Annotated in this window: 29 protein-coding genes and 3 pseudogenes; 17 read left to right on the forward strand and 15 right to left on the reverse strand. The window is 73.3% G+C overall.

Translation table 11 applies throughout. The features are described from left to right. Nucleotides 1–3: 3 nt before the first annotated feature. A complete protein-coding gene (locus AB0H75_RS06330; protein ID WP_367791299.1) occupies nucleotides 4–495 on the forward strand; it encodes a GNAT family N-acetyltransferase in 492 nt (163 codons plus the stop codon). Here the strand turns inward: AB0H75_RS06330 and AB0H75_RS06335 are convergent. After that, nucleotides 483–2,138 carry a DUF6297 family protein gene (locus AB0H75_RS06335; protein ID WP_367791302.1) on the reverse strand — a complete coding sequence of 552 codons (1,656 nt, stop codon included), beginning with the start codon at nucleotides 2,136–2,138 and terminating at the stop codon, nucleotides 483–485. The two genes, AB0H75_RS06330 and AB0H75_RS06335, sit on opposite strands and share 13 nt — an antisense overlap. Next, nucleotides 2,135–2,749, reverse strand: coding sequence for an ATP-binding cassette domain-containing protein (locus AB0H75_RS06340; RefSeq protein ID WP_367792363.1), 615 nt, complete (start codon nucleotides 2,747–2,749; stop codon nucleotides 2,135–2,137). Before AB0H75_RS06340 ends, AB0H75_RS06335 begins: the two co-directional genes overlap by 4 nt. Nucleotides 2,750–2,853: 104 nt before the next feature. Between AB0H75_RS06340 and AB0H75_RS06345 the strand changes: the two genes are divergently transcribed. Continuing rightward, on the forward strand, nucleotides 2,854–3,198 hold the full coding sequence (locus AB0H75_RS06345; protein ID WP_367791305.1) for a hypothetical protein: 345 nt from the start codon (nucleotides 2,854–2,856) through the stop codon (nucleotides 3,196–3,198). 55 nt (nucleotides 3,199–3,253) lie between these two features. After that, nucleotides 3,254–3,892, forward strand: coding sequence for an MOSC domain-containing protein (locus AB0H75_RS06350; protein ID WP_367791308.1), 639 nt, complete (start codon nucleotides 3,254–3,256; stop codon nucleotides 3,890–3,892). 90 nt (nucleotides 3,893–3,982) lie between these two features. On the opposite strand, the gene AB0H75_RS06355 is transcribed toward AB0H75_RS06350, so the two are convergent. Beyond that, nucleotides 3,983–5,242 (reverse strand): glycoside hydrolase family 18 protein, encoded by a 1,260-nt coding sequence (locus tag AB0H75_RS06355; RefSeq protein WP_367791311.1) that lies wholly within the window; start codon nucleotides 5,240–5,242, stop codon nucleotides 3,983–3,985. A 141-nt stretch (nucleotides 5,243–5,383) separates the two neighbouring features. On the opposite strand from AB0H75_RS06355, the gene hemW reads away from it, so the two are divergent. Further along, nucleotides 5,384–6,604 carry a radical SAM family heme chaperone HemW gene (hemW, locus tag AB0H75_RS06360; protein ID WP_367791314.1) on the forward strand — a complete coding sequence of 407 codons (1,221 nt, stop codon included), beginning with the start codon at nucleotides 5,384–5,386 and terminating at the stop codon, nucleotides 6,602–6,604. Nucleotides 6,605–6,626: 22 nt separating this feature from the next. Here the strand turns inward: hemW and AB0H75_RS06365 are convergent, their stop codons facing one another. From AB0H75_RS06365 to AB0H75_RS06375, 3 genes are read right to left on the reverse strand one after another with little or no spacing between them, the layout of a single operon-like run. Next, entirely contained in the window at nucleotides 6,627–7,439 is an 813-nt protein-coding gene (locus tag AB0H75_RS06365) for a DUF4870 domain-containing protein (RefSeq protein WP_367791317.1), read from the reverse strand. Beyond that, nucleotides 7,436–8,245 carry a DUF3097 domain-containing protein gene (locus AB0H75_RS06370; protein ID WP_367791320.1) on the reverse strand — a complete coding sequence of 270 codons (810 nt, stop codon included), beginning with the start codon at nucleotides 8,243–8,245 and terminating at the stop codon, nucleotides 7,436–7,438. Before AB0H75_RS06370 ends, AB0H75_RS06365 begins: the two co-directional genes overlap by 4 nt. A gap of 18 nt (nucleotides 8,246–8,263) precedes the next feature. After that, nucleotides 8,264–8,764 (reverse strand): hypothetical protein, encoded by a 501-nt coding sequence (locus AB0H75_RS06375; protein ID WP_367791323.1) that lies wholly within the window; start codon nucleotides 8,762–8,764, stop codon nucleotides 8,264–8,266. 386 nt (nucleotides 8,765–9,150) lie between these two features. On the opposite strand from AB0H75_RS06375, the gene hrcA reads away from it, so the two are divergent. The 3 genes from hrcA to AB0H75_RS06390 are packed head-to-tail and all read left to right on the forward strand — an operon-like array spanning nucleotide 9,151 to nucleotide 12,048. After that, nucleotides 9,151–10,164, forward strand: a complete 1,014-nt coding sequence (gene hrcA, locus AB0H75_RS06380) for a heat-inducible transcriptional repressor HrcA (protein WP_367791326.1) — start codon at nucleotides 9,151–9,153, stop codon at nucleotides 10,162–10,164. Between the two features lie 11 nt (nucleotides 10,165–10,175). Beyond that, nucleotides 10,176–11,318 carry a molecular chaperone DnaJ gene (gene dnaJ, locus AB0H75_RS06385; RefSeq protein ID WP_367791329.1) on the forward strand — a complete coding sequence of 381 codons (1,143 nt, stop codon included), beginning with the start codon at nucleotides 10,176–10,178 and terminating at the stop codon, nucleotides 11,316–11,318. Nucleotide 11,319: 1 nt separating this feature from the next. After that, a complete protein-coding gene (locus AB0H75_RS06390; RefSeq protein WP_367791332.1) occupies nucleotides 11,320–12,048 on the forward strand; it encodes a 16S rRNA (uracil(1498)-N(3))-methyltransferase in 729 nt (242 codons plus the stop codon). A gap of 7 nt (nucleotides 12,049–12,055) precedes the next feature. Here the strand turns inward: AB0H75_RS06390 and AB0H75_RS06395 are convergent, their stop codons facing one another. Next, nucleotides 12,056–12,712, reverse strand: a complete 657-nt coding sequence (locus tag AB0H75_RS06395) for a hypothetical protein (RefSeq protein WP_367791335.1) — start codon at nucleotides 12,710–12,712, stop codon at nucleotides 12,056–12,058. Further along, a complete protein-coding gene (locus AB0H75_RS06400) occupies nucleotides 12,709–13,221 on the reverse strand; it encodes a SigE family RNA polymerase sigma factor (protein WP_367792366.1) in 513 nt (170 codons plus the stop codon). The genes AB0H75_RS06395 and AB0H75_RS06400 overlap by 4 nt, the downstream gene beginning before the upstream one ends. 278 nt (nucleotides 13,222–13,499) lie before the next feature. Here AB0H75_RS06400 and AB0H75_RS06405 point away from each other — a divergent pair, with 278 nt between their 5' ends. The 10 genes and pseudogenes from AB0H75_RS06405 to era all read left to right on the forward strand — a co-directional run bounded on the left by AB0H75_RS06405 (nucleotide 13,500) and on the right by era (nucleotide 20,581). Beyond that, on the forward strand, nucleotides 13,500–13,844 hold the full coding sequence (locus AB0H75_RS06405) for a histidine triad nucleotide-binding protein (RefSeq protein WP_367791338.1): 345 nt from the start codon (nucleotides 13,500–13,502) through the stop codon (nucleotides 13,842–13,844). Nucleotides 13,845–13,969: 125 nt separating this feature from the next. Then, nucleotides 13,970–14,674 (forward strand): annotated as a pseudogene (locus AB0H75_RS06410) (PhoH family protein); the annotation flags it as partial. Nucleotides 14,675–15,241: 567 nt separating this feature from the next. After that, nucleotides 15,242–15,490, forward strand: a pseudogene (locus AB0H75_RS06415) (LAGLIDADG family homing endonuclease); the annotation flags it as partial. A gap of 261 nt (nucleotides 15,491–15,751) precedes the next feature. Then, nucleotides 15,752–16,084, forward strand: a pseudogene (locus tag AB0H75_RS06420) (PhoH family protein); the annotation flags it as partial. Further along, a complete protein-coding gene (ybeY, locus tag AB0H75_RS06425) occupies nucleotides 16,081–16,557 on the forward strand; it encodes an rRNA maturation RNase YbeY (protein ID WP_367791341.1) in 477 nt (158 codons plus the stop codon). The pseudogene AB0H75_RS06420 and the gene ybeY, both read left to right, overlap by 4 nt. Continuing rightward, nucleotides 16,554–17,858: a hemolysin family protein gene (locus AB0H75_RS06430; RefSeq protein WP_367791344.1), complete on the forward strand. Its 1,305-nt coding sequence runs from the start codon at nucleotides 16,554–16,556 to the stop codon at nucleotides 17,856–17,858. Before ybeY ends, AB0H75_RS06430 begins: the two co-directional genes overlap by 4 nt. 308 nt (nucleotides 17,859–18,166) lie before the next feature. Beyond that, a complete protein-coding gene (locus AB0H75_RS06435; protein WP_367791347.1) occupies nucleotides 18,167–18,784 on the forward strand; it encodes a hypothetical protein in 618 nt (205 codons plus the stop codon). Between the two features lie 75 nt (nucleotides 18,785–18,859). Continuing rightward, nucleotides 18,860–19,177, forward strand: a complete 318-nt coding sequence (locus AB0H75_RS06440) for a cytidine deaminase (RefSeq protein ID WP_367791350.1) — start codon at nucleotides 18,860–18,862, stop codon at nucleotides 19,175–19,177. Nucleotide 19,178: 1 nt separating this feature from the next. Further along, on the forward strand, nucleotides 19,179–19,658 hold the full coding sequence (locus AB0H75_RS06445) for an NUDIX domain-containing protein (RefSeq protein ID WP_367791353.1): 480 nt from the start codon (nucleotides 19,179–19,181) through the stop codon (nucleotides 19,656–19,658). A gap of 14 nt (nucleotides 19,659–19,672) precedes the next feature. Then, nucleotides 19,673–20,581: a GTPase Era gene (era, locus tag AB0H75_RS06450; protein ID WP_367791355.1), complete on the forward strand. Its 909-nt coding sequence runs from the start codon at nucleotides 19,673–19,675 to the stop codon at nucleotides 20,579–20,581. Nucleotides 20,582–20,645: 64 nt separating this feature from the next. Here era and AB0H75_RS06455 read toward each other — a convergent pair whose 3' ends face one another. The 7 genes from AB0H75_RS06455 to AB0H75_RS06485 all read right to left on the reverse strand — a co-directional run bounded on the left by AB0H75_RS06455 (nucleotide 20,646) and on the right by AB0H75_RS06485 (nucleotide 25,745). After that, nucleotides 20,646–21,101 (reverse strand): hypothetical protein, encoded by a 456-nt coding sequence (locus AB0H75_RS06455; protein ID WP_367791358.1) that lies wholly within the window; start codon nucleotides 21,099–21,101, stop codon nucleotides 20,646–20,648. A 4-nt stretch (nucleotides 21,102–21,105) separates the two neighbouring features. Beyond that, nucleotides 21,106–21,879, reverse strand: a complete 774-nt coding sequence (locus AB0H75_RS06460) for an urease accessory protein UreD (protein ID WP_367791361.1) — start codon at nucleotides 21,877–21,879, stop codon at nucleotides 21,106–21,108. 92 nt (nucleotides 21,880–21,971) lie between these two features. After that, nucleotides 21,972–22,646: an urease accessory protein UreG gene (gene ureG, locus AB0H75_RS06465; protein WP_367791364.1), complete on the reverse strand. Its 675-nt coding sequence runs from the start codon at nucleotides 22,644–22,646 to the stop codon at nucleotides 21,972–21,974. Between the two features lie 37 nt (nucleotides 22,647–22,683). Beyond that, complete coding sequence (locus AB0H75_RS06470) at nucleotides 22,684–23,430, reverse strand: urease accessory protein UreF (RefSeq protein WP_367791367.1); 747 nt, start codon at nucleotides 23,428–23,430, stop codon at nucleotides 22,684–22,686. Next, nucleotides 23,430–25,142: an urease subunit alpha gene (locus AB0H75_RS06475; RefSeq protein ID WP_367791371.1), complete on the reverse strand. Its 1,713-nt coding sequence runs from the start codon at nucleotides 25,140–25,142 to the stop codon at nucleotides 23,430–23,432. Before AB0H75_RS06475 ends, AB0H75_RS06470 begins: the two co-directional genes overlap by 1 nt. After that, the gene (locus AB0H75_RS06480; protein ID WP_367791374.1) at nucleotides 25,135–25,446 is read right to left on the reverse strand and encodes an urease subunit beta; all 312 of its coding nucleotides are present in this window, start codon (nucleotides 25,444–25,446) and stop codon (nucleotides 25,135–25,137) included. The genes AB0H75_RS06475 and AB0H75_RS06480 overlap by 8 nt, the downstream gene beginning before the upstream one ends. Beyond that, nucleotides 25,443–25,745 (reverse strand): urease subunit gamma, encoded by a 303-nt coding sequence (locus AB0H75_RS06485; RefSeq protein ID WP_367791377.1) that lies wholly within the window; start codon nucleotides 25,743–25,745, stop codon nucleotides 25,443–25,445. The genes AB0H75_RS06480 and AB0H75_RS06485 overlap by 4 nt, the downstream gene beginning before the upstream one ends. Between the last annotated feature and the right edge of the window lie 82 nt (nucleotides 25,746–25,827).

The raw sequence follows: 25,827 nt of genomic DNA on the forward strand, positions 1-25,827 counted from the left end.
AGCATGGAAGTGGTGCAAACGGCGCGGATGGTGCTATCTCGCGTCACAGCCGACGACCTGCCGGCCGTGCACGAGCTCCACTCCGATCCGCGTACGAGCGTGTACAACCCCGCCGGCCCCTCCCCGGACCTGGAGTCCAGCCGGGCGATGCTGGACCTGTGGCTCGCCGACTGGGACGAACGCGGGCTCGGCTACTGGGCGGCCCGGCCGCTGGAGCGGCCGGAGGTCCTCGGCTTCGGCGGCCTCCGCCACGCCGTCGTGGACGGCGCCGAGGTCCTCAACCTGTACTACCGGTTCCACCCCTCCGCGTGGGGCCACGGCTACGCCGTCGAGCTGGCCAGGGCGGCGCTGCTGGTCGGCCGCCGCATCGGCACGGTCGTGGCGGTGATCAGGGACGTCAACGCGCCGTCGCTGCGGGTCGCCGAACGCGCGGGCATGCGCAGGGACCGGGCCATCCCGTACGGGGGCGTGCCCAGCTACGTCTACGTCGCCTGACCGGCGCCCCTGCCCGAGCGCAGGACGTAACCCGCCAGCACCGCGGCCCCCGCGACGGCCTGGGCCGCCAGGTGCCCACCGGGGTGCGCGGGCGCCGAGGCCAGCGCGACGAGGGCGGGCAGGCAGCCGGCCACCGCCAGGTCCAGGCCGGTGACCGCCCAGAGCAGGGGGCCGAGGGGGATCCCCCCGGCGCCGAGGTCGATGACGGGCAGGGAGTGATCGACGGGGCTGCGCCGCGCCATCCGCAACGCCCCGGCCGCCAGCGCCGGCGCCATCGCCAGCCCGAACGGCCACCAGACGGCCGGACCCGCCGCGACATGGACACCGGCGGCCGGTTCGGTCAGGGTTGTGGTCGTCCAGGTGGTGGCCAGGCCGGTCAGGGACGCGGTCGTCCAAGCGGCGGCCAGCAGGGCGGGCAGCAGGGCGCGGGCCGCCAGGGCCGGTCGGCGGCCGACGCCGGCGAGCCGGGCCAGGGCCGGATTGTCGGCGTCGCGGCGCGCCCCGGTCGCCGCGGTCGCCGCCACCGCCAGCCCGCCGGCCAGGACGGCCGCCGCCAGCACCCCGGGCGTACCGCCCGCCTCCGCCAGGACCGCGGGCAGCGCGGCGGTGGCCAGCGTGACCGCCAGGCGCCCCGGCCGCCGGGCCAGCCGCCGCCAGTCCTGCCAGGCGAGCGCGAGCGGCGCCGGCAACGACGGCCAGCTCCGCGAGCGCAGCTTCCTGGCCCGCCAGTGGTTGTCCTCGGCGATCCAGGTGAGCACTCCGGGGTCGGCCCCCATGGCCGCGTTCGCCACGTGCCCGCCCCGGGTGGAGGCCGCGGCGATCTCGCGGGCGGGGATCCGGCCGAGCGCCGCCCACGCCCGGCGTACCAGGAGGGCGGCGGCCAGCGCCGCGCCCGAGGCGGCGGCCGCCACGGCGGCCAGGGGAGCGCTCGCGGCGACGGCCAGCGCCGTACGGGCCTGCCCGCCGACCGCCACCACGGCCAGCACCAGCAGCGTGACGACCGCCGCCGCCAGCCACACCTGCCACGTCTGGGACGCCCTCGACAGCACCGCCAGCGCCGTCGCGCCCACGCTCGCCGACACCCCGAGCGCCAGCGCGCCGAGCGCCCGCCACACGAGCTGGTCGGGCGCGCCCAGCGCGGCCAGCAGGCCCAGCCCGAGCACCGCGCCCGCCCCCACGGCGACCGCCAGCAGCGCCCATCCGGTACGCCCGAGCACCCGCCGCCGGTCCAGCGGCGACAGCAGCAGCCAGGACGCGTCCGGCGCCGTCAGCAGCACCGGCCCGGCGGCCCGCGCGGCGGCCAGGAACGCGGCCAGCCCCAGCGCGAGCAGCGCCAGCCCCGCCCCCGCGCGCGCCGGATCGGTGCTTGTGGCCAGCCCCGCCAGCACCTCGGACACCGGCTGGCCGGCGACGGCGGCGAGCACCAGCAGGCTGAAACCGGTGACGTACCGGTCGAACGGCGTCGAGCGCGCCCGGCTCCGCGCCCGCAGGAACCCCCGGACCTCCCGCACGCTCCCCGCGCCCCCGCCGCCGGCGTGCTCGGCCCGGTCGGCGCGCTCGCTCCGGCCCGCGTGCTCGCTCCGGCCCGCGTTCTCGGCCCGGCCCGCGTGCTCGGCCCCGCTCGCGTTCCCGGCCCCGCTCACGTCGTGACCCCCGACAGCGACACCGGCCGGCCGCAGGCGGCCAGTGCCTGGTCGTGCGTGGCCATCACCACCGTGCCGCCCTCGTCCCGGTACGCCCCCAGCAACTCCGCCAGGCGGCCGCGGAAACCGGCGTCCAGACCCCGCTCCGGCTCGTCGAGCAGCAGCAGTGTGCTCGGCCTGAGCAGCGCGGCGGCCAGCGACAGCCGCTGGCGCTGCCCCGTGGACAGGGTGAGCGGTGCCGCGTCACCCCGCTCCACCAGGGCGAACACCTCCAACGTCGCCTCGACGTCCAGCCGCGGCCGCCCGTGCACGGCCGCCATCAGCTCCAGGTGCTCGCGTGCCGTCAGCCCCGGGTACCAGGCGGGTTCGTCGCCGAGCAGCGCCACCCGCCCCCAGAAGGCCGCGTCGTCGACCGGCGGGCCGCCGAACACCCGCACCTCGCCGTCCGTGACCGGTTGCAGCCCGGCCAGGCAGCGCAGCAGGGTCGACTTGCCGGCTCCGTTCGGCCCCACCACCGCCACGATCTCGCCGGCGTCCACCGCCAGGCTCAGCCCGCGCAGCACGGGGTTGCCGCCGAGCTCGACCGTGAGCCGCTCGACATCGATGATCATCTCGGGCACCGTTCGAGCCTAGCCACATCTTCCGGCGGCGCGGCGTTCTTGTCGGTGGCGTGGTCTACCGTCTCTCTCGAACGCGTGTGCGATGGGAGGGTGGCGTGATTGCTTCTGAGCGTTTCGAGCGTGCCGCGGTGCTGGGGGTCGCTGTGGCGGAGGAGGCCAGGCGGCTGCTGAGCCGCCACCTGGACCCGGCGGCGTGCGGGCAGGGGTCCGGAGGGGCCGCGCTCGTCCGCGTGCCCCATCCCGACGCCGCGGTGGTCACGGCGCTGCTCGACGTGGCGGCCGAGTGCTTCGGCGAGCGCGGCGACTCGGTCGAGGAGGTCCGCCAGGCGGCGCTGGAGTCGTTGTTACAGCTTGCCGGTTTCGACGCGGAGTCCCAGCTCAACGCCGGCGGATACGACCGTGACACCCCCGGCGCCCGACCGATGCCGGAGCGGCGATAAGGGGTCGCCGGGTGGGAGGAGGGTCAGCTAACGTTCAAAAGTGCGCATTACCTCTGTGAACGTAGGCAAAACGGCCGTCGCGGAGTGGGCCGGCAAGCTGGGGCGGACCGCGATCCACAAGCGGCCGGTCGAGCACCGGGTGCCGGTGCACCCGAACGGGCTCGCCGGTGACGAGCGGGCCGACCAGAAGCACCACGGCTCGCCCGACCAGGCCGTGTACGCGTACGCCAGGGAGGACTACGACTGGTGGGAGGGCCGGCTCGGGCGGGAGCTGCCCGACGGGAGGTTCGGGGAGAACCTCACCACCATCGGCGTCGACGTCGGCGGAGCCGTCATCGGGGAGCGCTGGCGGGTCGGCAGCGCGCTGCTGGAGGTGACCGGGCCGCGGGTGCCGTGCGTGGTGTTCCGCAACTGGATGGACGAGCCGGGCTGGCTCAAGCGGTTCACCGAGGCGGGGCGGCCCGGGGCGTACCTGCGGGTGATCGAGGTCGGTGAGCTCGGGGCGGGCGACGGCGTGACGGTCGTCTCGCGGCCCGGGCCCGGGGTGACGGTGGCCGACTCGTTCCTGGCGAGGCACGGCGACCGGGACGCGTTGCGTCGCATCCTGGCCGTACCCGGGCATGCCGCGCGGTGGGACGAGCTGGCGGAAAGGCTCCTGGAGCCCGGCGAGGCCACCGAGCCCCTGACCGTCTGACGCCCGCCCTCGTCCACGCCCACGCCGCCGCCGCTCGCCCTGGGCCCGGGGCGGGCGGCGACGGCGCGGCGTGGCCGGGTGGCGGGTGGGTCAGCGCAGGACGGAGTACAGCGCCGAGGTGAGGGACGCCCGGGAGTCGTCCTGGTCGATGGACCACATCATGGAGCCGCCCAGCCCCTTGAGCCGGATGTACGCCGCCTTCTGCACCAGCACGGCCGGGTCGTCGTACGACCAGAACTCGTTGCCGTCGTACAGCCACATGGCGCCGGTCAGCAGGTCCCGGTAACGCTTGCCGGGCTTGTTCACCAGGTCCTTGTAGTCCTCGTTGCCCGGGGCCCACTTGCCGGGCGCGGGGCCGGTGGCGGGCTTGTAGAGGCCGTCGCCGCCGCCGGTGACGCCGGTCCAGCCCTGGCCGTAGGCGGGCACGCCGATGACGAGCTTGCGGCCGGGCGCGCCCCGCGACAGGTAGTCGCGGACGGTCTGGTCCACGCTGTACCTGACCGGGTTGGGGTCGCGGCGGTCGGTGAAGAGGTTGCCGTTGTGGCCGGTCCGGGGCTCCCAGGTGCCGTGCAGGTCGTACCCCTGGACGGTGGCGAAGTCGAGCTGCTTGAAGACGCGCCGCACCTCGAACCCGGCGTCGATCTTGGCGGCCGAGGCGGGCAGGAAGGCGGTGAGCTGGGCGTCGGCCGCGTACGCCTTGAGCTGCGCCCGCAGCTCCTCGACGAACAGCGTGAAGTTCTGCTTGTCCTCGGGGCGGATGACGTTGCCGTCGTTGCCGGCCGAGCCCGGCCACTCCCAGTCCAGGTCGATGCCGTCGAAGACGCCGGCGCCCGCGCCCGGCTCCAGCCCCGGCAGGTCGCCGCGCAGCCACAGGTCGATGCAGGAGCGCGCGAGCCTGGCCCGCGACTCGGCCGTGAGGACGGCGTCGGAGAAGTGCGCGGAGCCGGTCCAGCCGCCCAGCGAGATCAGCACCTTCAGCCCGGGATGCTTGGCCTTGAGCTTGCGGAGCTGGTTGAGGTTGCCGTTCAGCGCCTGCCCGGGGGCGTCGGCCACGCCGTCCACGCTCTGCTCGGCGGGCACCGGGCGCTGCCAGTCGGCCCACGGGTCGGAGGAGTAGCAGGAGCCCTCGGCATTGACGAAGCCGAAGGCGTAGTTGAGGTGGGTGAGCTTGGCGGCGGCGCCCGTGGTGTCCACGTCCTTGACGTGGTAGTCGCGCCCGTAGACACCCCATTGGATGAAGTACGCGACCCGTTGGAAACCGGGGCGGGTCTGGGCCTGGGCGGGTGCGGACAGCGCCGTGAGGCCGAGTAAGAACGCGAGGGAGAGCGAGATCAGGGTCTTCTTCTTCACCGAGGACTCCCGGAAGCCTCAACTTATAAGAAACTTTCCTATAAGTAGGTTGAGGCGATGGTAGAACCCGCGTCCCAGGGCGTCAACGGCCCGCCGCCCCGCGATGACGGAGCACTGCCGGACGACCGGCACACTGGAGGGGTGCCATCCACCCTGCCCGACGGCGACCCCGCGCCCACCACGGGCGAGCTGCCCGACAGCGCCCTGCGCGGTCTCGGCGAGCGGCCGTTCGGCTTCTACGTCCACGTGCCGTTCTGCGTGACCCGCTGCGGCTACTGCGACTTCAACACCTACACCGCCGCCGAGCTGGGCCCGGGCGCCTCGCACCACGACTACGCCGACACGGTCGTCGAGGAGATCCGCCTGGCCCGGCGCGTGCTCGGCGAGCGCGAGCTGCCGGTGGAGACGGTGTTCTTCGGCGGGGGCACGCCCACCCTGCTGCCGCCGGAGGACCTGGCACGGATCCTGGCGGCGATCGGCTCCGAGTTCGGGCTGCGGCCGGGGGCCGAGGTCACCACCGAGGCCAACCCCGAGTCCGTGGACCCCTCCTCCCTGGAGAAGCTGCGCCACGGCGGCTTCAACCGCATCAGCTTCGGCATGCAGAGCGCGCGCGAGCACGTGCTGCGCGTGCTCGACCGCAAGCACACGCCCGGACGCCCGGCGGCGGCCGTACGGGAGGCCAGGGCGGCCGGGTTCGAGCACGTCAACCTCGACCTCATCTACAGCACGCCGGGCGAGTCCGACGACGACTGGCGGGCCTCGCTGGCCGCCGCGATCGAGGCCGGGCCCGACCACGTGTCGGCGTACTCGCTCATCGTCGAGGAGGGCACCCGGCTGGCGGCCAGGGTCCGGCGCGGCGAGCTGCCCATGCCGGACGACGACGTGGCCGCCGACCGCTACCTCGTCGCCGAGGAGCTGCTCACCCAGGCCGGCCTCGGCTGGTACGAGGTCTCCAACTGGGCCGTCTCCGAGCAGGCCCGCTGCCGCCACAACCTGCTCTACTGGACCGGCGGCGACTGGTGGGCCGCCGGCCCGGGCGCGCACAGCCACGTCGGCGGCACCCGCTGGTGGAACGTCAAGCACCCCGCCGCCTACGCCCAGCGCCTGGCCGCCGGCGCCTCGCCCGCCCACGCCCGCGAGGTGCTGGACGACGAGGCCCGCGCGGCGGAACGCCTCATGCTGGAGCTGCGCCTGGTCACCGGCTACCCCCTGAGCGAGGTGGCGCCGGCGGCGCGGCCGGCCGTGGCGGGAGCGCTGGCGCGCGGGCTGCTGGAGCCCGAGCACTTCAGGGCCGGGCGCATGGTGCTCACGCTGCGGGGCCGGCTGCTGGCCGACGCCCTCGTCAGGGACCTGCTGGTCTAGGCGGGCGGCCAGGCGGGCAGGCTCAGGTGATCATGCGGATGGAGAGCGGGTAGCGGTAGCGCTGGCCCTTGTTCGCGGCCACGGCCGCCTGGATGTGGAAGACCAGGGACACCACCCAGATCACCGGCAGCAGGAGCACGCCGATGAACACGATCGTCAGGACGCCCGCCACGATGTAGCCGATGAACATCGTGATCTGGAAGTTGAGCGCCTCCGCCGCCTGGTCGCGGACGTAGGGGGCCTGGTCCTTCTTCATCAAGTAGATGATCAGCGGGCCGATCCATGAGGCGAGCAGGCCGAGGAGGTGCGCCAGCATCGCCATCGTGGTGTCGTCGCTGCCGGGGCGGGGGCCGTACTGGCCCGGGACGTACGGCTGGCCGGGGGCCTGCGCGTAGCCGTGGCCGTAACCGGACGGGGGCTGCTGGGCGTAGCCGTAACCGGGCTGGGAGCCGGGCTGCTGGGCGTAGCCGTAGCCGGGCTGGGAGCCGGGCTGCTGGCCGTAACCGTAACCTGGCTGCGAGCCGGGCTGCTGGGCGTAGCCGTAGCCCTGCTGGGGCGGGGGTTGCTGGCCGTAGCCGTAGTCGGGCTGGGAGCCGGGTTGCTGGCCGTAGCCGTAACCGGGCTGGGAACTGGGCTGCTGGCCGTAGCCGGGCTGGGGCGGGGGTTGCTGGGCGTAGCCGTAGCCGGGCTGGGAGCCGGGCTGTTGCCCGTAGCCGGGCTGCTGGCCGTAGCTCGGCTGCTGGGGGCCGCTGCCCTGGTTGCGGGGGACGTCCGACGGCGGGACGTACCGGGTGGCCTCGTCGTCGGGCGGCGGCTGATGGGGATCCTGGCTCATGGTGTCTCCGTAACGAAGTCGATCAGTTGCTCGACCCGGCCGAGCAGCTCCGGCTCCAGGTCGGTGTAGGTCGTGACGGCGCCGAGGATGCGCCGCCAGGCGTCGGCCGGCTCCACGCGCCAGCCCAGGGCGGCGATCACGCCCTCCTTCCACGGCACCCCGCGCGGCACCTCGGGCCAGGCGGGGATGCGCAGCGCGGACGGCTTGACCGCCTGCCAGATGTCGACGAACGGATGGCCCACCACGAGCACGTCGGGCGAGGTGATCCCGGCGGCGATCCGGCTCTCCTTCGAGCCCGGGACGAGGTGGTCCACCAGCACTCCCAGCCGCCGCCCCGGTTCGGGGCTGAACTCCGCCACGATGGCGGGCAGGTGGTCCACGCCCTCCAGGTATTCGACGACGACCCCTTCGACCCGCAGGTCGTGGCCCCAGATCTTCTCCACGAGCGCGGCGTCGTGCACGCCCTCGACGTAGATGCGGCTCTCCCGGGCCACCCGGGCCCGCAGCCCCTCCACGGTGATGGAGCCCGACGCGCTGCGCCGGGGGCCGGACGGGGCGGGGGCCGTGGGGCGTACCAGGGTCACCGGCTTGCCCTCCAGCAGGAACGCGGCCGGCGCCAGCGGGAACAGCCGCCGCTTGCCGAACCGGTCCTCCAGCGTGACGGCCTCCTTGTCGCAGGCCACCACCGCGCCGCAGAAGCCGCTGTCGGCGTCCTCCACGACGAGATCCGGCTCGGCGGGCACCTTGGGGATCTTGCCCTTGCCGGGCCGCCGCCAGTTACTCGCCAGAACATCGCCCTCGTACACAGGGGGGACCGTAGCAAATCACCCGGCTACCGCAAGGCGCCTGCGTGCCGAGCTGCGGCGCATCAGGACGACGACGGTGACGACGATCGCGACGAGGACGCCCGCGCCGGGGATGCCGAGCAGCGCCGCGGTCCCGCCGACGATCCCGCCCGCGGCCGAGGACAGCGGCTTGCCCACGCCGTACCTCACGGTGGCCGACTCCTGGTTGGCGCAGGTCAGCGTGTAGTCGCCCTTGGCGGGGGCGTTGACGACGAGGATCTGCTCCCAGCGCGCGCCGTTGACGGTGACCGTCTGGGTGCCGGTGGTCTTGGCCAGCTTGGCCTGGCCGGAGCCGCCGGAGATCTGGCAGGTGTAGTTCACCGGGGTGTCGGTGGAGATGTAGACGGCCGGCTTGTCGGCCGGGTCGGCGGCGACCGTGACGCTCTCGCCGGGCGCGAACGTCCTGGTCGGCGCGAGGTCGTTCACGCTGCCGACGATGCCGCCGACGAAGAGCACGACACCGGCGATGCCGCAGAGCACCGCGACGAGCCAGGCCAGGGTGACCCACCAGAGGCTGGGTTTGATGGCTTTGGAATTGATTTGCGGTGGGAAATGAGGCTGTTGGCCGTATTGTCCGTACTGAGGCGGCGGTTCGTACGGCTGCGGCGGCATGCCGTAACCGGGCTGAGGAGGGTGTGAGGGTTGACCGTGGTACGGAACCTGCCCGGGTGGCGGTCCGTACTGCGGGCGCTGAACTTCGTCCGACATGTCCGCAAGTGTGAAGCCTGCCGCTTGTAAGTCGCTAGCAGCAGGATGGGAGCCGGTGTTATCGCACCTTGTGGGCGAGAGCCGTACACTTGGCACTCGGGAACACAGAGTGCTAGGCATCGCGTTCCCCGGTAAGGGCAGAGGCAGGAGGTGAGCACGTGCTCGACGATCGTAAGCTGGCGGTGCTCCGCGCCATTGTCGAAGACTACGTGTCCACCAACGAACCGGTGGGCTCCAAGGCGCTGGCCGAGCGCCACAATCTGAAGGTCTCCCCGGCGACGATCAGGAACGACATGGCCGCGCTGGAGGAGGAGGGCTACATCACCCAGCCCCACACCAGCGCGGGCCGCGTGCCGACCGACAAGGGCTACCGCCTGTTCGTCGACCGGCTCTCGCAGATCAAGCCCCTGTCGAGCGCCGAGCGCAGGGCGATCGAGACGTTCCTGGCCGGCGCCGTCGACCTGGACGACGTCGTCACCCGCACGGTGCGGCTGCTCGCGCAGCTCACCCGGCAGGTGGCCGTCGTCCAATACCCGACACTGACCCGCTCGACGGTCCGGCACGTCGAGCTGGTGCCGCTGAGCGACCGCCGCGTGATGCTGGTGCTGATCACCAACACCGGGCGCGTCGAGCAGCGGGTCATCGAACTCCCCGAGGCGGTGGAGGACACCCGCATCGCGCACCTGCGCGCGGTGCTCAACTCCTGTCTCGACGGCTGCGGTCTGAGCAGCGTCCCCGAGCTGGTCTCCGACCTGCCCGGCCGGCTGCCCGCCGAAGACCGGCCGGTCGCCGCGACGATCCTGTCGGTGCTGCTGGAGACCCTGGTGGAGCGGCACGACGAGAAGATCGTCTTCGCCGGGGCCGCCAACCTCGCCGGCGCCGACTTCTCCGTCGGCCTCCGCGACGTGCTGGAGGCCCTGGAGGAGCAGGTGGTGCTCATGCGGCTGCTCGGCGACACCTCACCCGACACCCCGTCGGCGCTCACCGTGCGAATCGGCTCGGAAAACCCCTACCTGCGGGGCACATCCGTGGTCGCGACCGGATACGGTTCTGGCGACAACCAACTGGCCCGGCTCGGTGTGCTGGGCCCCACCAGGATGGACTATCCCGTGACGATGGGCGCCGTGCGCGCGGTGGCTCGCTACGTCAGCCAGATCCTGGCTGCATCATAAGAGGTCGATAAGTGGCAAACAGTGACTACTACGCCACCCTCGGGGTGCGGCGTGACGCGAGTCAGGACGAGATCAAGAAGGCGTACCGCCGGCTCGCCCGCGAGCTGCACCCCGACGTGAACCCCGATCCTGCCACCCAGGAGCGGTTCAAGGAGATCACGCAGGCCTACGAGGTGCTGTCCGACCCGAACAAGCGCCAGATGTACGACCTGGGCGGCGACCCCTTCGGCGGCGGCGCGGGAGCGGGCGCGGGGGCCGGCGGCTTCGGCGCGGGTTTCCCGTTCAGCGACATCATGGACGCCTTCTTCGGCACGGCCGCCGGCGCCCGGGGCCCCCGCTCGCGGGCCCGCCGCGGCCGCAACGCCACCATCCGGGTCGAGCTCGACCTGCGCGAGACGGCGTTCGGCACCACCCGCGAGCTGGTCGTCGACACCGCGGTGCTGTGCGAGGTCTGCCACGGCGCCGGCGCCGCGCCGGGCACCCACCCCGACACCTGCGACATGTGCAACGGGCGCGGCGAGATCTCCCAGGTCACCCGCTCGTTCCTGGGCCAGGTCATGACCTCGCGGCCGTGCCCGCAGTGCGGCGGCTTCGGCACGATCATCCGCCACCCCTGCCAGGAGTGCTCCGGCGACGGCCGGGTCCGCACCCGCCGCACCATCAAGGTCCGCATCCCCGCGGGCGTCGAGGACGGCACCCACATCCAGCTCGCCGGCGAGGGCGAGGTCGGCCCCGGCGGCGGCCCGCCCGGAGACCTGTTCCTGGAGATCGTCGAGCGGCCCCACGAGATCTTCGAGCGGCGCGGCGACGACCTCCACTGCACCGTCCAGATCCCGATGACGGCCGCCGCGCTCGGCACCGTGCTCACGGTGGAGACCCTCGACGGCGCCGAGGAGATCGACGTCCGCCCCGGCACGCAGTCCGGCCAGGTCATCACCATGTACGGGCGGGGCGTGCAGCGGCTCAACGAGTCCGGCCGGGGCGACCTGCTCATCCACGTCAACGTCGAGACCCCCCACCGCCTCGACGCCCAGCAGGAGGAGCTGCTGCGCGAGCTGGCCAGGCTGCGGGGCGAGGAGCGGCCGCCGGGCAAGTTCGCGCCGGGGCAGCAGGGCTTCTTCTCCCGGCTGCGCGACGCCTTCAACGGCAGGTGACGTGAGCGTTCCGGTGTTCATCGCCCCCGAGCTGGGCGACGGTCCGGAGCTGACGCTCGACGGCCCCGAGGGGCGGCACGCCGCCTCCGTGCGCCGCCTGCGCGCCGGCGAGCGGGCCGATCTCACCGACGGCGCCGGCCGGGTCGCCGAGTGCGTCGTGCGCGAGGCGTTCAAGGACGCCCTCCGCCTGGACGTGCTGCGCCGCTACGAGGTGGCGGCGCCGCGGCCGCGCCTGACCGTCGTCCAGGCCCTGCCCAAGGGCGACCGGGGCGAGCTGGCCGTCGAGATGATGACCGAGGCCGGCGTGGACGTGATCGTGCCCTGGCAGGCCGCGCGCAGCATCACCCAGTGGAAGGGCGACAAGGTCGCCAAGGGGCTGCACCGCTGGCGCTCGACCGCCCGCGAGGCGGGCAAGCAGGCCCGCCGCTTCCACCTGCCCGAGGTCGCCGAGCCGGCCACCACCGCGCGGGTGGAGAAACTGCTGGCCGGAGCGGCGTTGGCGCTGGTGCTGCACGAGGAGGCGGCCGAGCCGCTGTCGGGCGTCGGGCTGCCCGCGGCGGGCGACATCGTGATGGTCGTCGGGCCGGAGGGCGGCGTCTCGGAGGAGGAGCTGGACCGGTTCCGGGCGGCCGGGGCGCTGCCGGTGCTGCTGGGGCCGACGGTCCTGCGGACGTCCACGGCGGGGGTGGCGGCGGCCGCGGTGCTGCTCGCGCGTACCGGCCGGTGGTGAGCCGGGCTCAGGGGGTGGTGCCGCCGGTGTCCAGGAGCGGGGTGGCGATGTCGGGCGTGCCCACGGTGGCGTCGTCGGGCGGGCACTCCTCGGCCGGGCACCCTGACGGCCGAAGGGTCGGGTCCGTCTCCGTGGAGGTCGGCGTGGGCGAGAGGGTCGGGCAGTCGTCGCGCGCCTCGGCCTGCTCGGCCGCCGACGGGCAGCTGGTCGAGGCGACCGGACGGCCCGGCGTCGGCCGGCTCGTGGAGTCGGCGGTCCTGACGGGCCTGCCCGGCGAGGGGGAGCGGGTCTCGGGCGGCACGACGGCCGGATTGGGCCCGGAGGTGGGGCCGGTGGTCGGCACCGGCGGTGGCGGCTGCTGGGAGCGGGTGGTGGAGGAGTTGGACGGCACCCGCAGGGTGGACTCGTCGTCCACCACCTGGGCGGGGCCCTCGTTGATGACCTGCGAGCGCAGCTCGGGCACGACCATCACGATCGTGCCCGCCACCAGCACGGCGCTGGCGGCGGCCGCTCCGGCACGCCACCAGAACAGGTTACGGACGCCGCGCCGCTCGATCCGGGCGCGGATGATCTCCAGGCCGTCCGGAGAGGGCACGACCGCGTCCGCCTCCGCGCGGAGCGCACGGCGCAGGAGGTCGCCATGCTCGTCGGGGGGATGGATCATGACATTTTCTCCAGGACGGATCGCAACGCGGCCATGCCACGGGCGGTGTGGCTCTTGACCGCGCCCTTGCTGATGCCCATGGCGTGGGCGATCTCGGCTTCGGACAGATCACCGTAATACCGTAGGACCAGTGCCTCCCTCTGCCGAGTCGGCAAAGCTCGTAACGCCTCGATGACGGCGGACCGTTCCAGCTCGCCGATCGCGCCGTTCTCGGCGCTGGGCGCGTCGGGCAGGCCCTTGGGTGCGTACTTCTCGACGACCGCGCGATGGCGCAGCACGGACCGCGAGCGGTTGACGACGGACTGGCGGAGGTAGGCGAGTGCTTTGTCGGGGTCGCGCAGCCTGCGCCAGGCGCCGTGGATGGCGACGAACGCGTCCTGCACGACCTCCTCGGCGGTCGCGATGTCGCGCACCAGCAACACAGCGAGACGCACCAATGCCCGAAAGTGCGCGCTGTAGAGCGCGGTAACGGCCATGTCGGCATCCCACTCGACCGGCACCGCCCCCATCGACCTGTCGGCCAGAAGGGTTTCGGTGGTCACATCAGTGGGACGCGCGGCCTTCCCAGAGGGTTTACGCTCTTCCGGTTCTTGAGGTTTCCCCGGTTCCTTAGGGTGCATTACCCAGTCGTGTCCTCGCCAGGTGGCGCTCGCCCGACCCTGAATCGTCTTTTTTGTTGAAGTGTCGCACACTCACCCTAACCAAGTTGATCTTCCCGCGCACGACACCGCCGATTACCGATTCGCAACGGACGGGCAGCCGGGAAGCGGCTCGGTAGGGTGATCCTGTGAAGGACTGCCTCTTCTGCAAAATCGTCGCCAAGGAGATTCCCGCCGAGATCGTCTACGAAACCGGCAGGACCCTGGCCTTCCGTGACATCGATCCCAAGGCTCCGACCCACGTCCTCGTCATTCCCAAGGAGCACCACGCCGACGCGGCGGCGCTGGCCGAGGCCGACGACGGGCTGGCTGACGAGGTGCTCAAGGCCGCGCACGCCGTGGCCGTGCTCGACCAGGTGGCCGAGAGCGGCTACCGGGTGGTCTTCAACACCGGCCCCGCCGCCGGGCAGACCGTGTTCCACACGCACGCCCACGTCCTGGGCGGCCGCGACCTCACCTGGCCGCCCGGATAGGCCCTTCCGGTGGCGCGCGGGACCTGTGGGGTGATATTGACGCGAGCAATCCGCCTGGCCCCGGATACGATGGACGGAGAAGAACACCGAAAGAGACCGGGAGGCATCAGGCCACGGGCCTGCCCATGTCCGAACTACACGAATCCCGAAGAACGGCACCTCCCTCGCGCACACAAGCCAAGGTGCTGATTCCGGACGAATACCCGATGGTCAGCCTCCTCGGCTCCCGCGACGAGCTGCTACGTGTCATCGAGGGCGCCTTCAAGGCCGACATCCACGTCCGGGGCAACGAGATCACCGTCACCGGCAGCCCCGACGAGAGCGGCGCCGTCGTGCGCCTGTTCGAAGAGCTCGTCGAGGTGCTGCGCAGCGGCGGCGAGCTCACCCCCGACGCGGTCGAGCGCAGCATCGCCATGCTCCGCATGACCTCCGAGCGCCCCGCCGAGGTGTTGTCCCTCGACATCCTGTCCTCGCGCGGCCGCACCATCCGTCCGAAGACCGTCAACCAGAAACGCTACGTCGACGCCATCGACCAGCACACGGTCGTGTTCGGCATCGGCCCGGCCGGCACCGGCAAGACCTACCTGGCCATGGCCAAGGCCGTGCGGGCGCTGCAGGAGAAGCGGGTCAACCGCATCATCCTGACCCGCCCGGCGGTCGAGGCGGGCGAGCGGCTGGGCTTCCTGCCCGGCACGCTCTACGAGAAGATCGACCCCTACCTGCGGCCGCTCTACGACGCGCTGCACGACATGGTCGACCCCGACTCGATCCCGAAGCTGATGGCCGCCGGCACCATCGAGGTCGCCCCGCTGGCCTACATGCGTGGCCGGGCGCAGCCGGTGGACACCGGCGTGCTGACCCCGGGCGGCTGGCGCTCCATCGGCGACCTCGAGGTCGGTGACCTCGTCATCGGCTCCAACGGCGAGCCGACCCCGGTGCTGGGCGTCTACCCGCAGGGTGAGAAGAAGATCTACCGGATCTTCGGCCAGGACGGTTCCTCCGTGCTCGCCTCGGAGGATCACCTCTGGACCGTCCGCTCCCGCGACGACGCCCGCCAGGGCAAGCCGTGGCGGGTGCTGGAGACCAAAGAGCTGATCGGCGACCTGCGGACCGCTCACCACCACAAGTGGGAGCTGCCGCTGCTGACCGCGCCGGTCCGCTTCCCCGAACGGCCCGTCCCGCTCGACCCGTACGCGCTCGGCCTGCTCCTGGGCGACGGGTGCGTCACCGGGACGACCACGCCGGGCCTCGCGGCCGACGACGCCGAGCTCGCCGAGCGGTTCGAGCACGCGCTGCCCGGCGTCCGGCCGCGGTCGGGGGGCGGCCCCGACCACGTGCTCGACCGCGTGCGGCAGCCCGGTGAGAGCATGCGGACGGCCGGCCCGGTCAGCGACGCGATGCGCCGGCTCGGCCTGTCGGGCCGCGGTCCGGCTGCCAAGTTCGTCCCTGAGGTCTATCTCCGCAACACACCGGAGATCAGGCTCGCGGTGCTCCAGGGGCTGCTCGACTCCGACGGCGGGCTCGTCGTGCAGGAGGGCCGCTCGTGCCGCGTCCAGTTCTCCACCGTGTCACCGCGGTTGCGTGACGACGTGGTCACCCTGGTGCAGTCCTTCGGCGGTGTCGCCTCCTGGCGTACCCGCCCCGCGCGAGGGCGCGGGCCGGGGCCGGCACGAGGGCGGCGGGTCCGTCACCGCTACGACTCGTACGTCCTGGACATCCGGCTGCCCGAGGGCGTCGAGCCGTTCAGGCTGTCACGCAAGGCGGAGGTCTACCGTGCTCACGGCGGCGGGAGCCCGATGCGCTACGTGGACCGGATCGAGCCGCGCGGCACCGCCGAATGCGTGTGCATCCAGGTGGCGGCGGAGGACTCGCTCTACGTGACCGAAGACTTCCTGCTGACCCACAACACGCTCAACGACGCGTTCATCATCCTCGACGAGGCACAGAACTCCTCGGCCGAGCAGATGAAGATGTTCCTCACCCGGCTGGGGTTCAACTCCAAGATCGTGGTGACCGGTGACGTCACGCAGGTCGACCTGCCCGCGGGCACGGTCAGCGGGCTGCGGGTGGTCCAGGAGATCCTGGAGGGCATCCCCGACATCCACTTCGCCCGCCTGTCCAGCGCCGACGTCGTCCGCCACAAGCTGGTGAGCGAGATCGTCGACGCCTACGGGCGTTACGACGCCTCGCGGGCCGCCCAGGAGCCCAAGGCCATCCAGCGGGGGAAGCGCCGGTCATGAGCATCGAGATCAACAACGAGTCCGGCGTGGGCGTCGACGAGGAGAGCCTGGTCGCGCTGGCCGCCCACGTGCTCGGCGAGATGGGCATCAACCCGCTCGCCGAGCTGTCCATCGTCGTGGTGGACGAGGACGCGATGGCCGAGCTGCACGAGAAGTGGATGGGCGAGCCCGGTCCGACCGACGTGCTGGCCTTCCCGATGGACGAGCTGCGCCCCGGCGGCGGCGCGCGCGGCGACTCCGAGAGCCCGGCCGACCCGGCGCTCCTCGGCGACGTCGTGCTGTGCCCGCAGGTCGCCGCCCGGCAGGCCGAGGAGGCCGGCCACGGCACGGCGGACGAGCTGGAGCTGCTGTGCACGCACGGCATCCTCCACCTGCTCGGCTACGACCACGCCGAGCCGGAGGAGCACAAGGAGATGTTCGGGCTCCAGGCCCGGCTCCTTGAGTCGTGGCAGGAGGTGCGCAACCCGCGGTGAACGTGCCCTGGTTGCTCTCGGCCGTCGCGCTCGTGGTCATCGGTGGCCTGATCGCCAGTGCGGAGACCGCGCTGACCCGCATCTCGCGGGTGCGGGCCGAGGAGTTCGTCCGCGAGGGGCGGCGGGGGGCGTCGCGGTTGCAGGCGATCGTGACCGACCCGCCGCGCTACCTCAACCTGCTCCTGCTGCTGCGGCTGAGCTGCGAGCTGGTGGCCACGGTCATCGCCACGCTGCTGTTCATCGACCTCATGCACGACCAGGGCTGGGCCTACGTCTGGGCCGCGGTCGTGATGATCGTGATCAGCTACGTGGTGGTCGGGGTCATGCCCCGCACGCTGGGCCGCCAGCACGCCGAGCCGGTCGCGCTGGCGGGGGCCCCGGTGGTCTACGGGCTCACCCGCATCTTCGGCCCGCTGCCCAAGCTGCTCATCCTGCTCGGCAACGCGCTGACCCCCGGCAAGGGCTTCCGCGACGGCCCGTTCACCTCCGAGGCCGAGCTGCGTGACCTGGTCGACCTGGCCGAGGAGCGCCGGGTGATCGAGCCCGACGAGCGCGAGATGATCCACTCGGTCTTCGAGCTGGGTGACACGCTGGTGCGCGAGGTCATGGTGCCGCGCACCGACATGGTCTACATCGAGCGCGGCAAGACCATCAGCCAGGCGCTGTCGCTGGCGCTGCGCAGCGGGTTCTCCCGCATCCCGGTGGTGGGCGAGAACGAGGACGACGTCGTCGGCATGGCCTACCTCAAGGACATCGCCCGCAAGATCCACGAGTCGGGCGAGGGCGGCGGCAAGGAGCCGGTCGAGACGATCATGCGGCCGGCCGCGTACGTGCCCGAGAGCAAGCCCATCGACCAGCTCATGCGGGAGATGCAGGCCCGGCAGATCCACATCGCCATCGTCATCGACGAGTACGGCGGCACGGCCGGCCTGGTCACCATCGAGGACGTCCTGGAGGAGATCGTCGGCGAGATCACCGACGAGTACGACCAGGAGGCCCCCCGCGTGGAGCGCGTCCCCGGCGGCGCGCTGCGGGTGACCGCGCGGATGCCGGTGGACGAGCTGGCCGAGCTGTTCGACACCGAGATCGAGGTCGACGACGTGGAGACCGTGGGCGGGCTGCTGGCCCACGCCCTCGGCCGGGTGCCGATCGCCGGCTCGCAGGCGGAGGTGGCCGGGCTGTCGCTGACGGCGGAGACGCTGGCGGGCCGGCGCAACCGCATCAGCACGGTCGTGGTCCGCCGCGTCGCCCCTTCCGAGGAGGACGAGGAGTCGGTCGCGGCGGGCGCCGGCCAGGAGTGACCGGCGGCCGGCAAGCGTTCTACAAGTCTTCTGCAAGCACGTTCCGGCACTCTCGAAGCACGACATCCAGTGCGGTGGGTGTCTGAGGGGGAGGCATCCCGACGCCGGGTGGGGTTCGCGGCGGAAGGATGATCCCCGGGGGGACGACGGCGTCCCGGCCGGTTCACCGGCTGAGGCGCTGGTCGGCGTAAAGGGTGTTCCCGTCCGGAGGAAGAGCGGATGGGGGCACCCTTTTTGCGTGTCGGCGGGATCTTCATGGGACGCGCCGGGGGAGGCTCCGCGGCGGGGTAATCATGAGACGAAGACGGATGATCATCGCTCTGGCGCTGCTGGCCGGCGTGCCGATCGGATGCGGTGGGCGGGGTGCGGAGAGCTTCATCGACCCGGGCGCCGTGGCCCAGCTGCGCGAGGTGCTCAGCAAGGAGCCGCGCCTGCCCGACGGGTTCACCGCCCGGCCCGACCAGGCGTGGCGGATGCCGTTCGGCTCGGCCCGGCCCAGCTGCCGGGCGTTGCTGGAGCCGGCCGGCGGGCACGCGCCCGGCCAGGCGCTCACCGCGCAGGCGGCGGTCAGCTACCTGGGCGACGAGCTGGGGGAGCAGGCCGGGGTCGGGCTGGCGCGCTACGCGGGCGAGGAGGCCGGGGAGCATCTCGACGCGCTGGCCAGGGCGCGGGAGGAGTGCCGGGCGGTGCGGACCTCGTCGGGCACGGACCTGCGGCTGGGCGAGCTGCCGGCCGAGGCCGCCGCCGAGGGGGCCGTGGGGGCCCGGCTGCGGGGGCGGCTGCACGGCTATCCGTACGCGATGGACGTGGTGTTCTCCCGGGTGGGGGACACCCTGGTGTCGGTGGTGCACACCGGCATGAACGATGTGGACGCGGCGCGGACCCGGCAACTGGTCGAGGCGGCCGTCGCGATGGCCACCCCCTGACCCCGCAGCCCTGAGCCCGCCGCGCCGCCCCCGCCCGCCCGGCGCGCGATCCGGGCACCGCCTAATCTAGAGCGCGTGACTCTCGATCCCGAAGACAGCAAGATCATCACTTTGGCGCGGTCGGCCAGGGCGCGCAACGGCTCGGCCGAGGGGGCCGCCGTGCGCGACGAGACCGGCCGCACGTACGCGGCGACGAACGTGAAGCTGGCCGCGCTCACGCTCTCGGCGGTGCAGGTGGCGGTGGCCATGGCGATCTCCAGCGGCGCGTCGTCCCTGGAGGCGGTGGCGCTGGTCACCGAGGGCGAGCCCGGCGCGGACGACGTCGCCGTGGCCGCGGAGCTGGGCGTCGCCTCGCTGCTCGTGGCCGGCCCCGACGGCACGTTGCGGAGCTGACATGCCGATGTCCCCGTTCCTGGCCAGGCTGCGGGAGAAGGTGGGCGGCGAGCTGCTCATGCTGCCCTCGGCGGCCGGGTTCGTCTTCGACGGGGCGGGACGGCTGCTGGTGGCCCGGCACGGCGACGTGGGCCTGTGGGCGGCGCCCGGCGGCGGCATCGACCCCGACGAGCGCCCGCAGGACGCCGTGGTCAGGGAGCTGCGCGAGGAGCTGGGCGTCGGGGTCGAGGTACGCGGCCTGATCGGCGTCTACGGCGGCCCCGAGTTCCGCACCCTCTACCCGAACGGCCACCAGGTCGGCTACGTCGTCGCCTGCTACGCCTGCGTGCTGGTCTCCGGCACGGCGCGGCCCGACGGCGACGAGATCACCGACTGCCGGTGGGTGGACGAGGCGGAGCTGGCCGGGATGGAGGTCACGCGCTGGACCCCGGTGGTGGCGCCGGAGGCGTTCGCCTGGTGGCGTGAACACGCCCGCCGATAGGACACAATGCAGTGGTGACTTCGCCAGACAGCCATCGCGCCGGATTCGCCTGCTTCGTGGGCAGGCCGAACGTCGGAAAGTCCACGCTGATGAACGCCCTGGTCGGTGCGAAGGTGGCGATCACCTCGTCCAAGCCGCAGACCACCCGCCGGGCCATCAGGGGCATCGTGCACCGCCCGGACGCCCAGCTCGTCATCGTGGACACCCCCGGCCTGCACCGCCCGCGCACCCTCCTCGGCGAGCGGCTGGACAGCCTGGTGCTGTCCACGCTGACCGAGGTCGACGTGATCGGCTTCTGCGTGCCGGCCAACGAGCCGATCGGCAAGGGCGACCGGTTCATCGCCGAGAAGCTGTCGGCGGTGAAGAAGACGCCGGTGGTGGCCGTGGTCACCAAGTGCGACCTGGCCACGCGCGAGCAGATCGCCGAGCAGCTGCTGGCGGTGTCGCGGATCGCGGAGTTCGCCGACGTGGTGCCGGTCTCCGCGCAGTCCGGCGAGCAGCTCGACGTGGTGGCCGACGTGCTGATCGGGCACCTGCCGGACTCGCCGCCCCTGTACGAGGACGGTCAGCTCACCGACGAGCCCGAGCAGGTGCTGGTCGGCGAGCTGATCAGGGAGGCGGCGCTGGAGGGCGTGCGCGACGAGCTGCCGCACTCGATCGCCGTGGTCGTGGACGAGATGGTGCCCCGCGAGGGCCGCGACGACCTGCTCGACATCTACGCCCACATGTTCGTCGAGCGGCCCTCGCAGAAGGCCATCGTCATCGGGCACAAGGGAGAGCGGCTGCGCGAGGTGGGCACCAAGGCCCGCAAGCAGATCGAGGCGCTGCTCGGCACCCGCGTCTACCTCGACCTGCGCATCAGCGTCGCCAAGGACTGGCAGCGCGACCCCAAGCAGCTGCGCCGCCTCGGCTTCTACGACTGACGGCCCCGCGGGCAGGTCACGGCCGGGCCCTGCGTCCCGGTCACGGCGCGGCCCTGCGGGCCGGTCACGGCCGGGCGCGCCGGAACAACGCGAGCAGCCCGAGGATCACCAGCACGAGCGCGCAGGCCAGCGCCGCGAACCAGCCGGCCCTGGTCACCGGCGTGACCGACAGCACGCCGAGATGCACCGAGACCCGGTCGCGCAGGCCGGACCCCTGGAGCTGGAACATCAGCGTGACGGCCACGGCCACCCCGCCGGGCAGCACGGCCAGGGCGGCCAGCCGCGGATGGGCCAGCAGCCCGGCCAGCCCACAGGCCAGCGCCGCCAGCCCGGCCAGCAGCGCGTACACGCCCAGCCCGTCGTCGATGCCGCGCACGTCGCCCGAGATCCCGGCGCCGAACAGGCCGACCCTGGCCTCGACGCCCGACCAGGGCAGGATCGCGCAGAACACCAGGAGCGCGGCGACGGCGGTCACGGCCAGCGGGTAGCCACGGGCGGCACGGACGGGCTGCGGGTCCACCCGATCAGCGTATGCCGGGAGCGGCCGCGCGGCCACGGCTCGCGACGGTGTCGTCACCGTATCCGGACACCGCCCGCTCGCCCCACTCCAGGCGGGCGCGCAGCTCCACGGCGTCCGCGGCGAGAGCCGACACCAGCGTGCCGGACGCCGCCAGCGGCAGCACCGCGACCCCGTCGGCCACCAGCGGCTCCCCGGCGGTGGCCGTCAGGAACGTGGTGCCCACGCAGCGCGCCCCGGCCAGGACCGCGGGGGAGCCGTCCAGCTCGGGATCGCCGATCGTGAGCTCCTGCCGCAGCAGCGGGCGGTCGGCGAGGGTGGCGTCGAAGCGGGTGTGGCAGCGGCCGGGCCGCTCGCCGTGCCGGCCCAGCACGATCTCCTCGCGCCACACCACCTCCGCCCCCGGCTCCAGCGCCAGGCGCACGGTCAGCCGGTGCGCGCAGCCGGCGGCGAGCACGGTCGGCCCGGGAACGAAGCGCAGCCGCGCGCCCGCGCCGACCCGGGCCGTCACCAGCAGCTCCGACTCGCCCGCGCCGGGCAGGACCAGCGTGGCGGCCACCGATCCCAGCTCCAGCGTGGTGCGGGGGGCCAGGTCCAGGTCCAGGGCCAGGCGGTCGCCGCCGAGCGGGCCGGCCGCCGTCGAGACGAGGTGGACGGCGTGCGGGCCGGTCTGGCGCAGCGTCAGCGGCGGCGCCGAGGCCAGGCGGCGCAGCAGCGTGCGCCCGTCCGGCCCGAGGGCCGTCGCCACGGCGGCGCTGGCCCGCATGGTGCTCGCCTGCATGGTGCTCGCCCGTTCGGTGCTCGTCCGTTCGGTGCTCGTCCGTTCGGTGCTTGCCCGCCCGGTGCTCGCCCGCCCGGAGTCGCGGGCCGGTGTCACGAGACGGAGGTCGCGCGGTCGCGCGACCAGGCGGTTACCTGCTCGCCCACCCAGGCCGCGACGGCGGCGGCCGAGGGCTGCTCGCGGATCGAGGTGAACAGGACCGGCCGCTCGCCGCGCACCGCCGCCGCGTCGCGGTCCATCACGCCGAGGTCGGCGCCCACCAGCGGAGCCAGGTCGGTCTTGTTGATCACCAGCAGATCGGCGGTGGTGACGCCGGGACCGCCCTTGCGCGGCACCTTGTCGCCGCCCGACACGTCCAGGACGAAGATCTGCCGGTCGGCCAGGCCGCGGCTGAACGTGGCCGTCAGGTTGTCGCCGCCGCTCTCCACGATCACCAGGTCGAGCGGGCCGAAGCGGTGCTCCAGGGTCTCGACGGCGTCGAGGTTGGCGGCGATGTCGTCGCGGATGGCGGTGTGCGGGCAGCAGCCGGTCTCGACGGCCAGGATGCGCTCGGGGTCGAGCACGCCCGCGCGGCGCAGGAAGTCGGCGTCCTCGGTGGTGTAGATGTCGTTGGTCACCACGCCCAGGGACATCTCCGGGCCGAGGGTGCGGCACAGCGCGGCCACCAGGGCCGTCTTGCCGCTGCCCACGGGGCCGCCCACGCCGAGGCGCAGCGCCCGGCCGTGGGCGTCGGGTGCGTGGTGGTGGTCGTCGTGGACGGCGCCCATGATGGTGCTCCTTCTCCTTGGGAAATTTCAGGAACTCTCAGGAAACGAACAGCCGGGTCCCGGCGCGGGCGTGCTGCTCGGCGAGCAGGTCCAGGGCCGGCGCCGAGTACGCCGGCAACCCCGCCCAGTCGCCCGCCTCGGCGGCGCGGGCGGCCTGCTCGGCGGCGCGGGCGGCCACCGCGGCGAGGTCGGGGGCGAGGGCGGCCAGGAGGGCGTGTACGGCGACCGGGTCCAGGCCGAGCAGGCGGACCGCCGCCGTGGCGGGGCCGGTGACCGCGTGGTAGGCCGCCGCCAGCGCCGCCTCCCCGGCCGTCGCCCCCGCGGCGTGGGCCGCCGCGCCGAGCGCGATCGGGTGATGCGGGCTCGGCGTCTCCCGGGCCGGCCCGTCCAGCACCGGGGACGGCCACACGCGGCGGGCGACCCGGAGCAGGAGCCGGCCCTGCGTCCTGGACGCCTCCCGCTGGGCCGGGGAGGCGGTGCGCGCGTCGGCCTCCGCGTCCAGGGCCGCCCAGGAGGCGCCGCCCCCGGCGGCGTGGTGAGCGGTGGCATGGTGGGTGGCGGCGTGATGGGCGGCGGCGGTCAGGGTGGCGGCGAGGGCGCCTGCCGTGCGGAGGCGTCCCCGCAGGAACCGGTCGAGGGACGGCACGTCGTGCACCGCCCCCGACGCGATCGCCCGCTCGGCACCGCCCGAGTGCGCGTGCCCGCCGGCCGGCAGCCGGGAGTCGGCGAGCAGCAGCAGCCCGGGACTCCCCAGGCCGGGGCTCGTCGGGTCGGGGGGTGTCATCAGAACAGGAAGTACCGTTGGGCCATGGGCAGGCTGGTCGCCGGTGCCGGCTCGATCACCTCGCCGTCCACCCGCACCTCGAACGTGTCGGGAGCCACCTCGATCCTGGGCAGCGCGTCGTTGAGCGGCATGGCGGACTTGCCGCGCCGCCGCACGTCCGCGACCGGCGCCAGCCGCCGCCGCACGGCCAGCCGGTCGGCCAGGCCGGCCTCCAGCGCCGCCGGCGCGACGAAGTGCAGCGAGGTGGCCGCCGCGGTGACCGGCGAGGCGCCGAACATGGGCCGGGGCAGCACCGGCTGCGGCGTCGGGATGGAGGCGTTGGCGTCGCCCATCTGCGCCCACGCCACCACGCCGCCCTTCAGCACCAGGTCCGGCTTGACGCCGAAGAACGCCGGGTCCCACAGGACGAGGTCGGCGAGCTTGCCGCGCTCGACCGAGCCGACCTCGCCGTCCAGGCCGTGCGCGACGGCCGGGCAGATGGTGTACTTCGCGACGTAGCGGCGGGCCCGCAGGTTGTCGGCCGGGCCGTCGCCGCCGAGCGCGCCGCGCCGGGCCTTCATCACGTGCGCGGTCTGCCACGTCCGGATGATCGTCTCGCCGATGCGGCCCATGGCCTGCGAGTCCGAGCCGATCATCGAGATGGCGCCCAGGTCGTGCAGGACGTCCTCGGCGGCCATCGTCGTGGGCCGGATGCGGGACTCGGCGAAGGCGAGGTCCTCCGGGATGGACGGGTTGAGGTGGTGGCAGACCATCAGCATGTCGAGGTGCTCGTCGAGCGTGTTGACGGTGTGCGGCCGGGTGGGGTTGGTGGAGGAGGGCAGCACGTTGGGGTGGGCGGCGACGCGGATGATGTCCGGCGCGTGGCCGCCGCCCGCCCCCTCGGTGTGGTACGCGTGGATCATCCGCCCGCCGACGGCCTTGAGCGTCGACTCGACGAACCCGGCCTCGTTCAGCGTGTCGGTGTGGATCGTCACCTGCACGCCGCAGGCGTCGGCCACGCCCAGGCAGGCGTCGATGGCGGCCGGCGTGGACCCCCAGTCCTCGTGCAGCTTGAAGCCCGAGGCCCCGGCGCGGAGCTGCTCCAGCAGGCCCTCGGAGCTGACCGTGTTGCCCTTGCCGAGCAGCGCGAAGTTCAGCGGGTAGGCGTCGAGCGACTCCAGCATGCGGCCGAGATACCAGGTTCCGGTCACGGTGGTGGCCTTGGTGCCCTCGACGGGCCCGGTGCCGCCCCCGACGACCGTGGTGACACCGGACCCGATGGCCTCGTCGAGGAGCTGCGGGCAGATCAGGTGGACGTGCGAGTCGACGGCCCCGGCGGTGAGGATCTTGCCGTTGCCGGCCAGGATCTCGGTGGACGGGCCGATGACCAGGTCCACGCCGTTCATGGTGTCGGGGTTGCCGGCCTTGCCGATGCCGTGGATCCGGCCGTCGCGGATGCCGACGTCGGCCTTGACCACGCCCCAGTGGTCGAGGATGACCGCGCCGGTGACGACCAGGTCCATGGCGCCCTCGGCGCGGGTGGCGCGGGCCTGCCCCATGGACTCGCGGATGACCTTGCCGCCGCCGAACACCGCCTCGTCGCCGGCTCCGTCCGGGCCGATCGACAGGTCGTCGGTGACCTCGATGAACAGGTCGGTGTCGGCCAGCCGGACCCGGTCGCCGGTCGTGGGGCCGTACAGGGCCGCGTAGCGGGCGCGGGAGATCTCAGCCATCGAGCGGCCCCGCCCACTCCGGGCGCAGGCCGGGGACGATCCGGCGGCCGGCCAGCGGCACGAGCGTGACCTCGCGCTCGACGCCCGGCTCGAACCTGACCGCGGTGCCCGCCGGCACGTCCAGCCGCAGGCCCCACGCCGCCTTCCTGTCGAACTCCAGCCCGGGGTTGGCGGCGGCGAAGTGGTAGTGGGAGCCCACCTGGACCGGGCGGTCGGCCGTGTTGACCACGCGCAGCGTGACCCGCTCGCGGCCGGGGTTGAGCGCGACGGCGCCCTCGGGGTGGGCGTACTCGCCGGGGATCACGGGATCGGCCTGTGGACGGTGACGAGCTTGGTGCCGTCGGGGAACGTGGCCTCGATCTGCACGCTCTCCAGCATCTCGGGCACGCCCTCCATGACGTCGGCCCGGCCGAGCACCGACCGGCCGGCCTCCATGAGCTCGGCCACGGTACGCCCGTCCCTGGCGCCCTCCATGAGGAACGACGCGATGAGGGCGGTCGCCTCGGGATGGTTGAGCCGCAGGCCCCTGGCCCGGCGCTCGCGCGCCACCCCGGCGGCGACGTGGATGAGCAGCCGTTCCTGCTCGTGTGAGGTAAGCCGCATGGCCGGACACTAAGAACCGGCCGTTTCCGCGCTGTTGCGGCCGGGTGTCGGGTCTGTTTCGCGCTGCGGCACGGGCCCGGAT

Origin of the sequence: Nonomuraea sp. NPDC050783, assembly GCF_040802095.1 — a bacterium.
Classification (GTDB): Bacteria; Actinomycetota; Actinomycetes; order Streptosporangiales; family Streptosporangiaceae; genus Nonomuraea.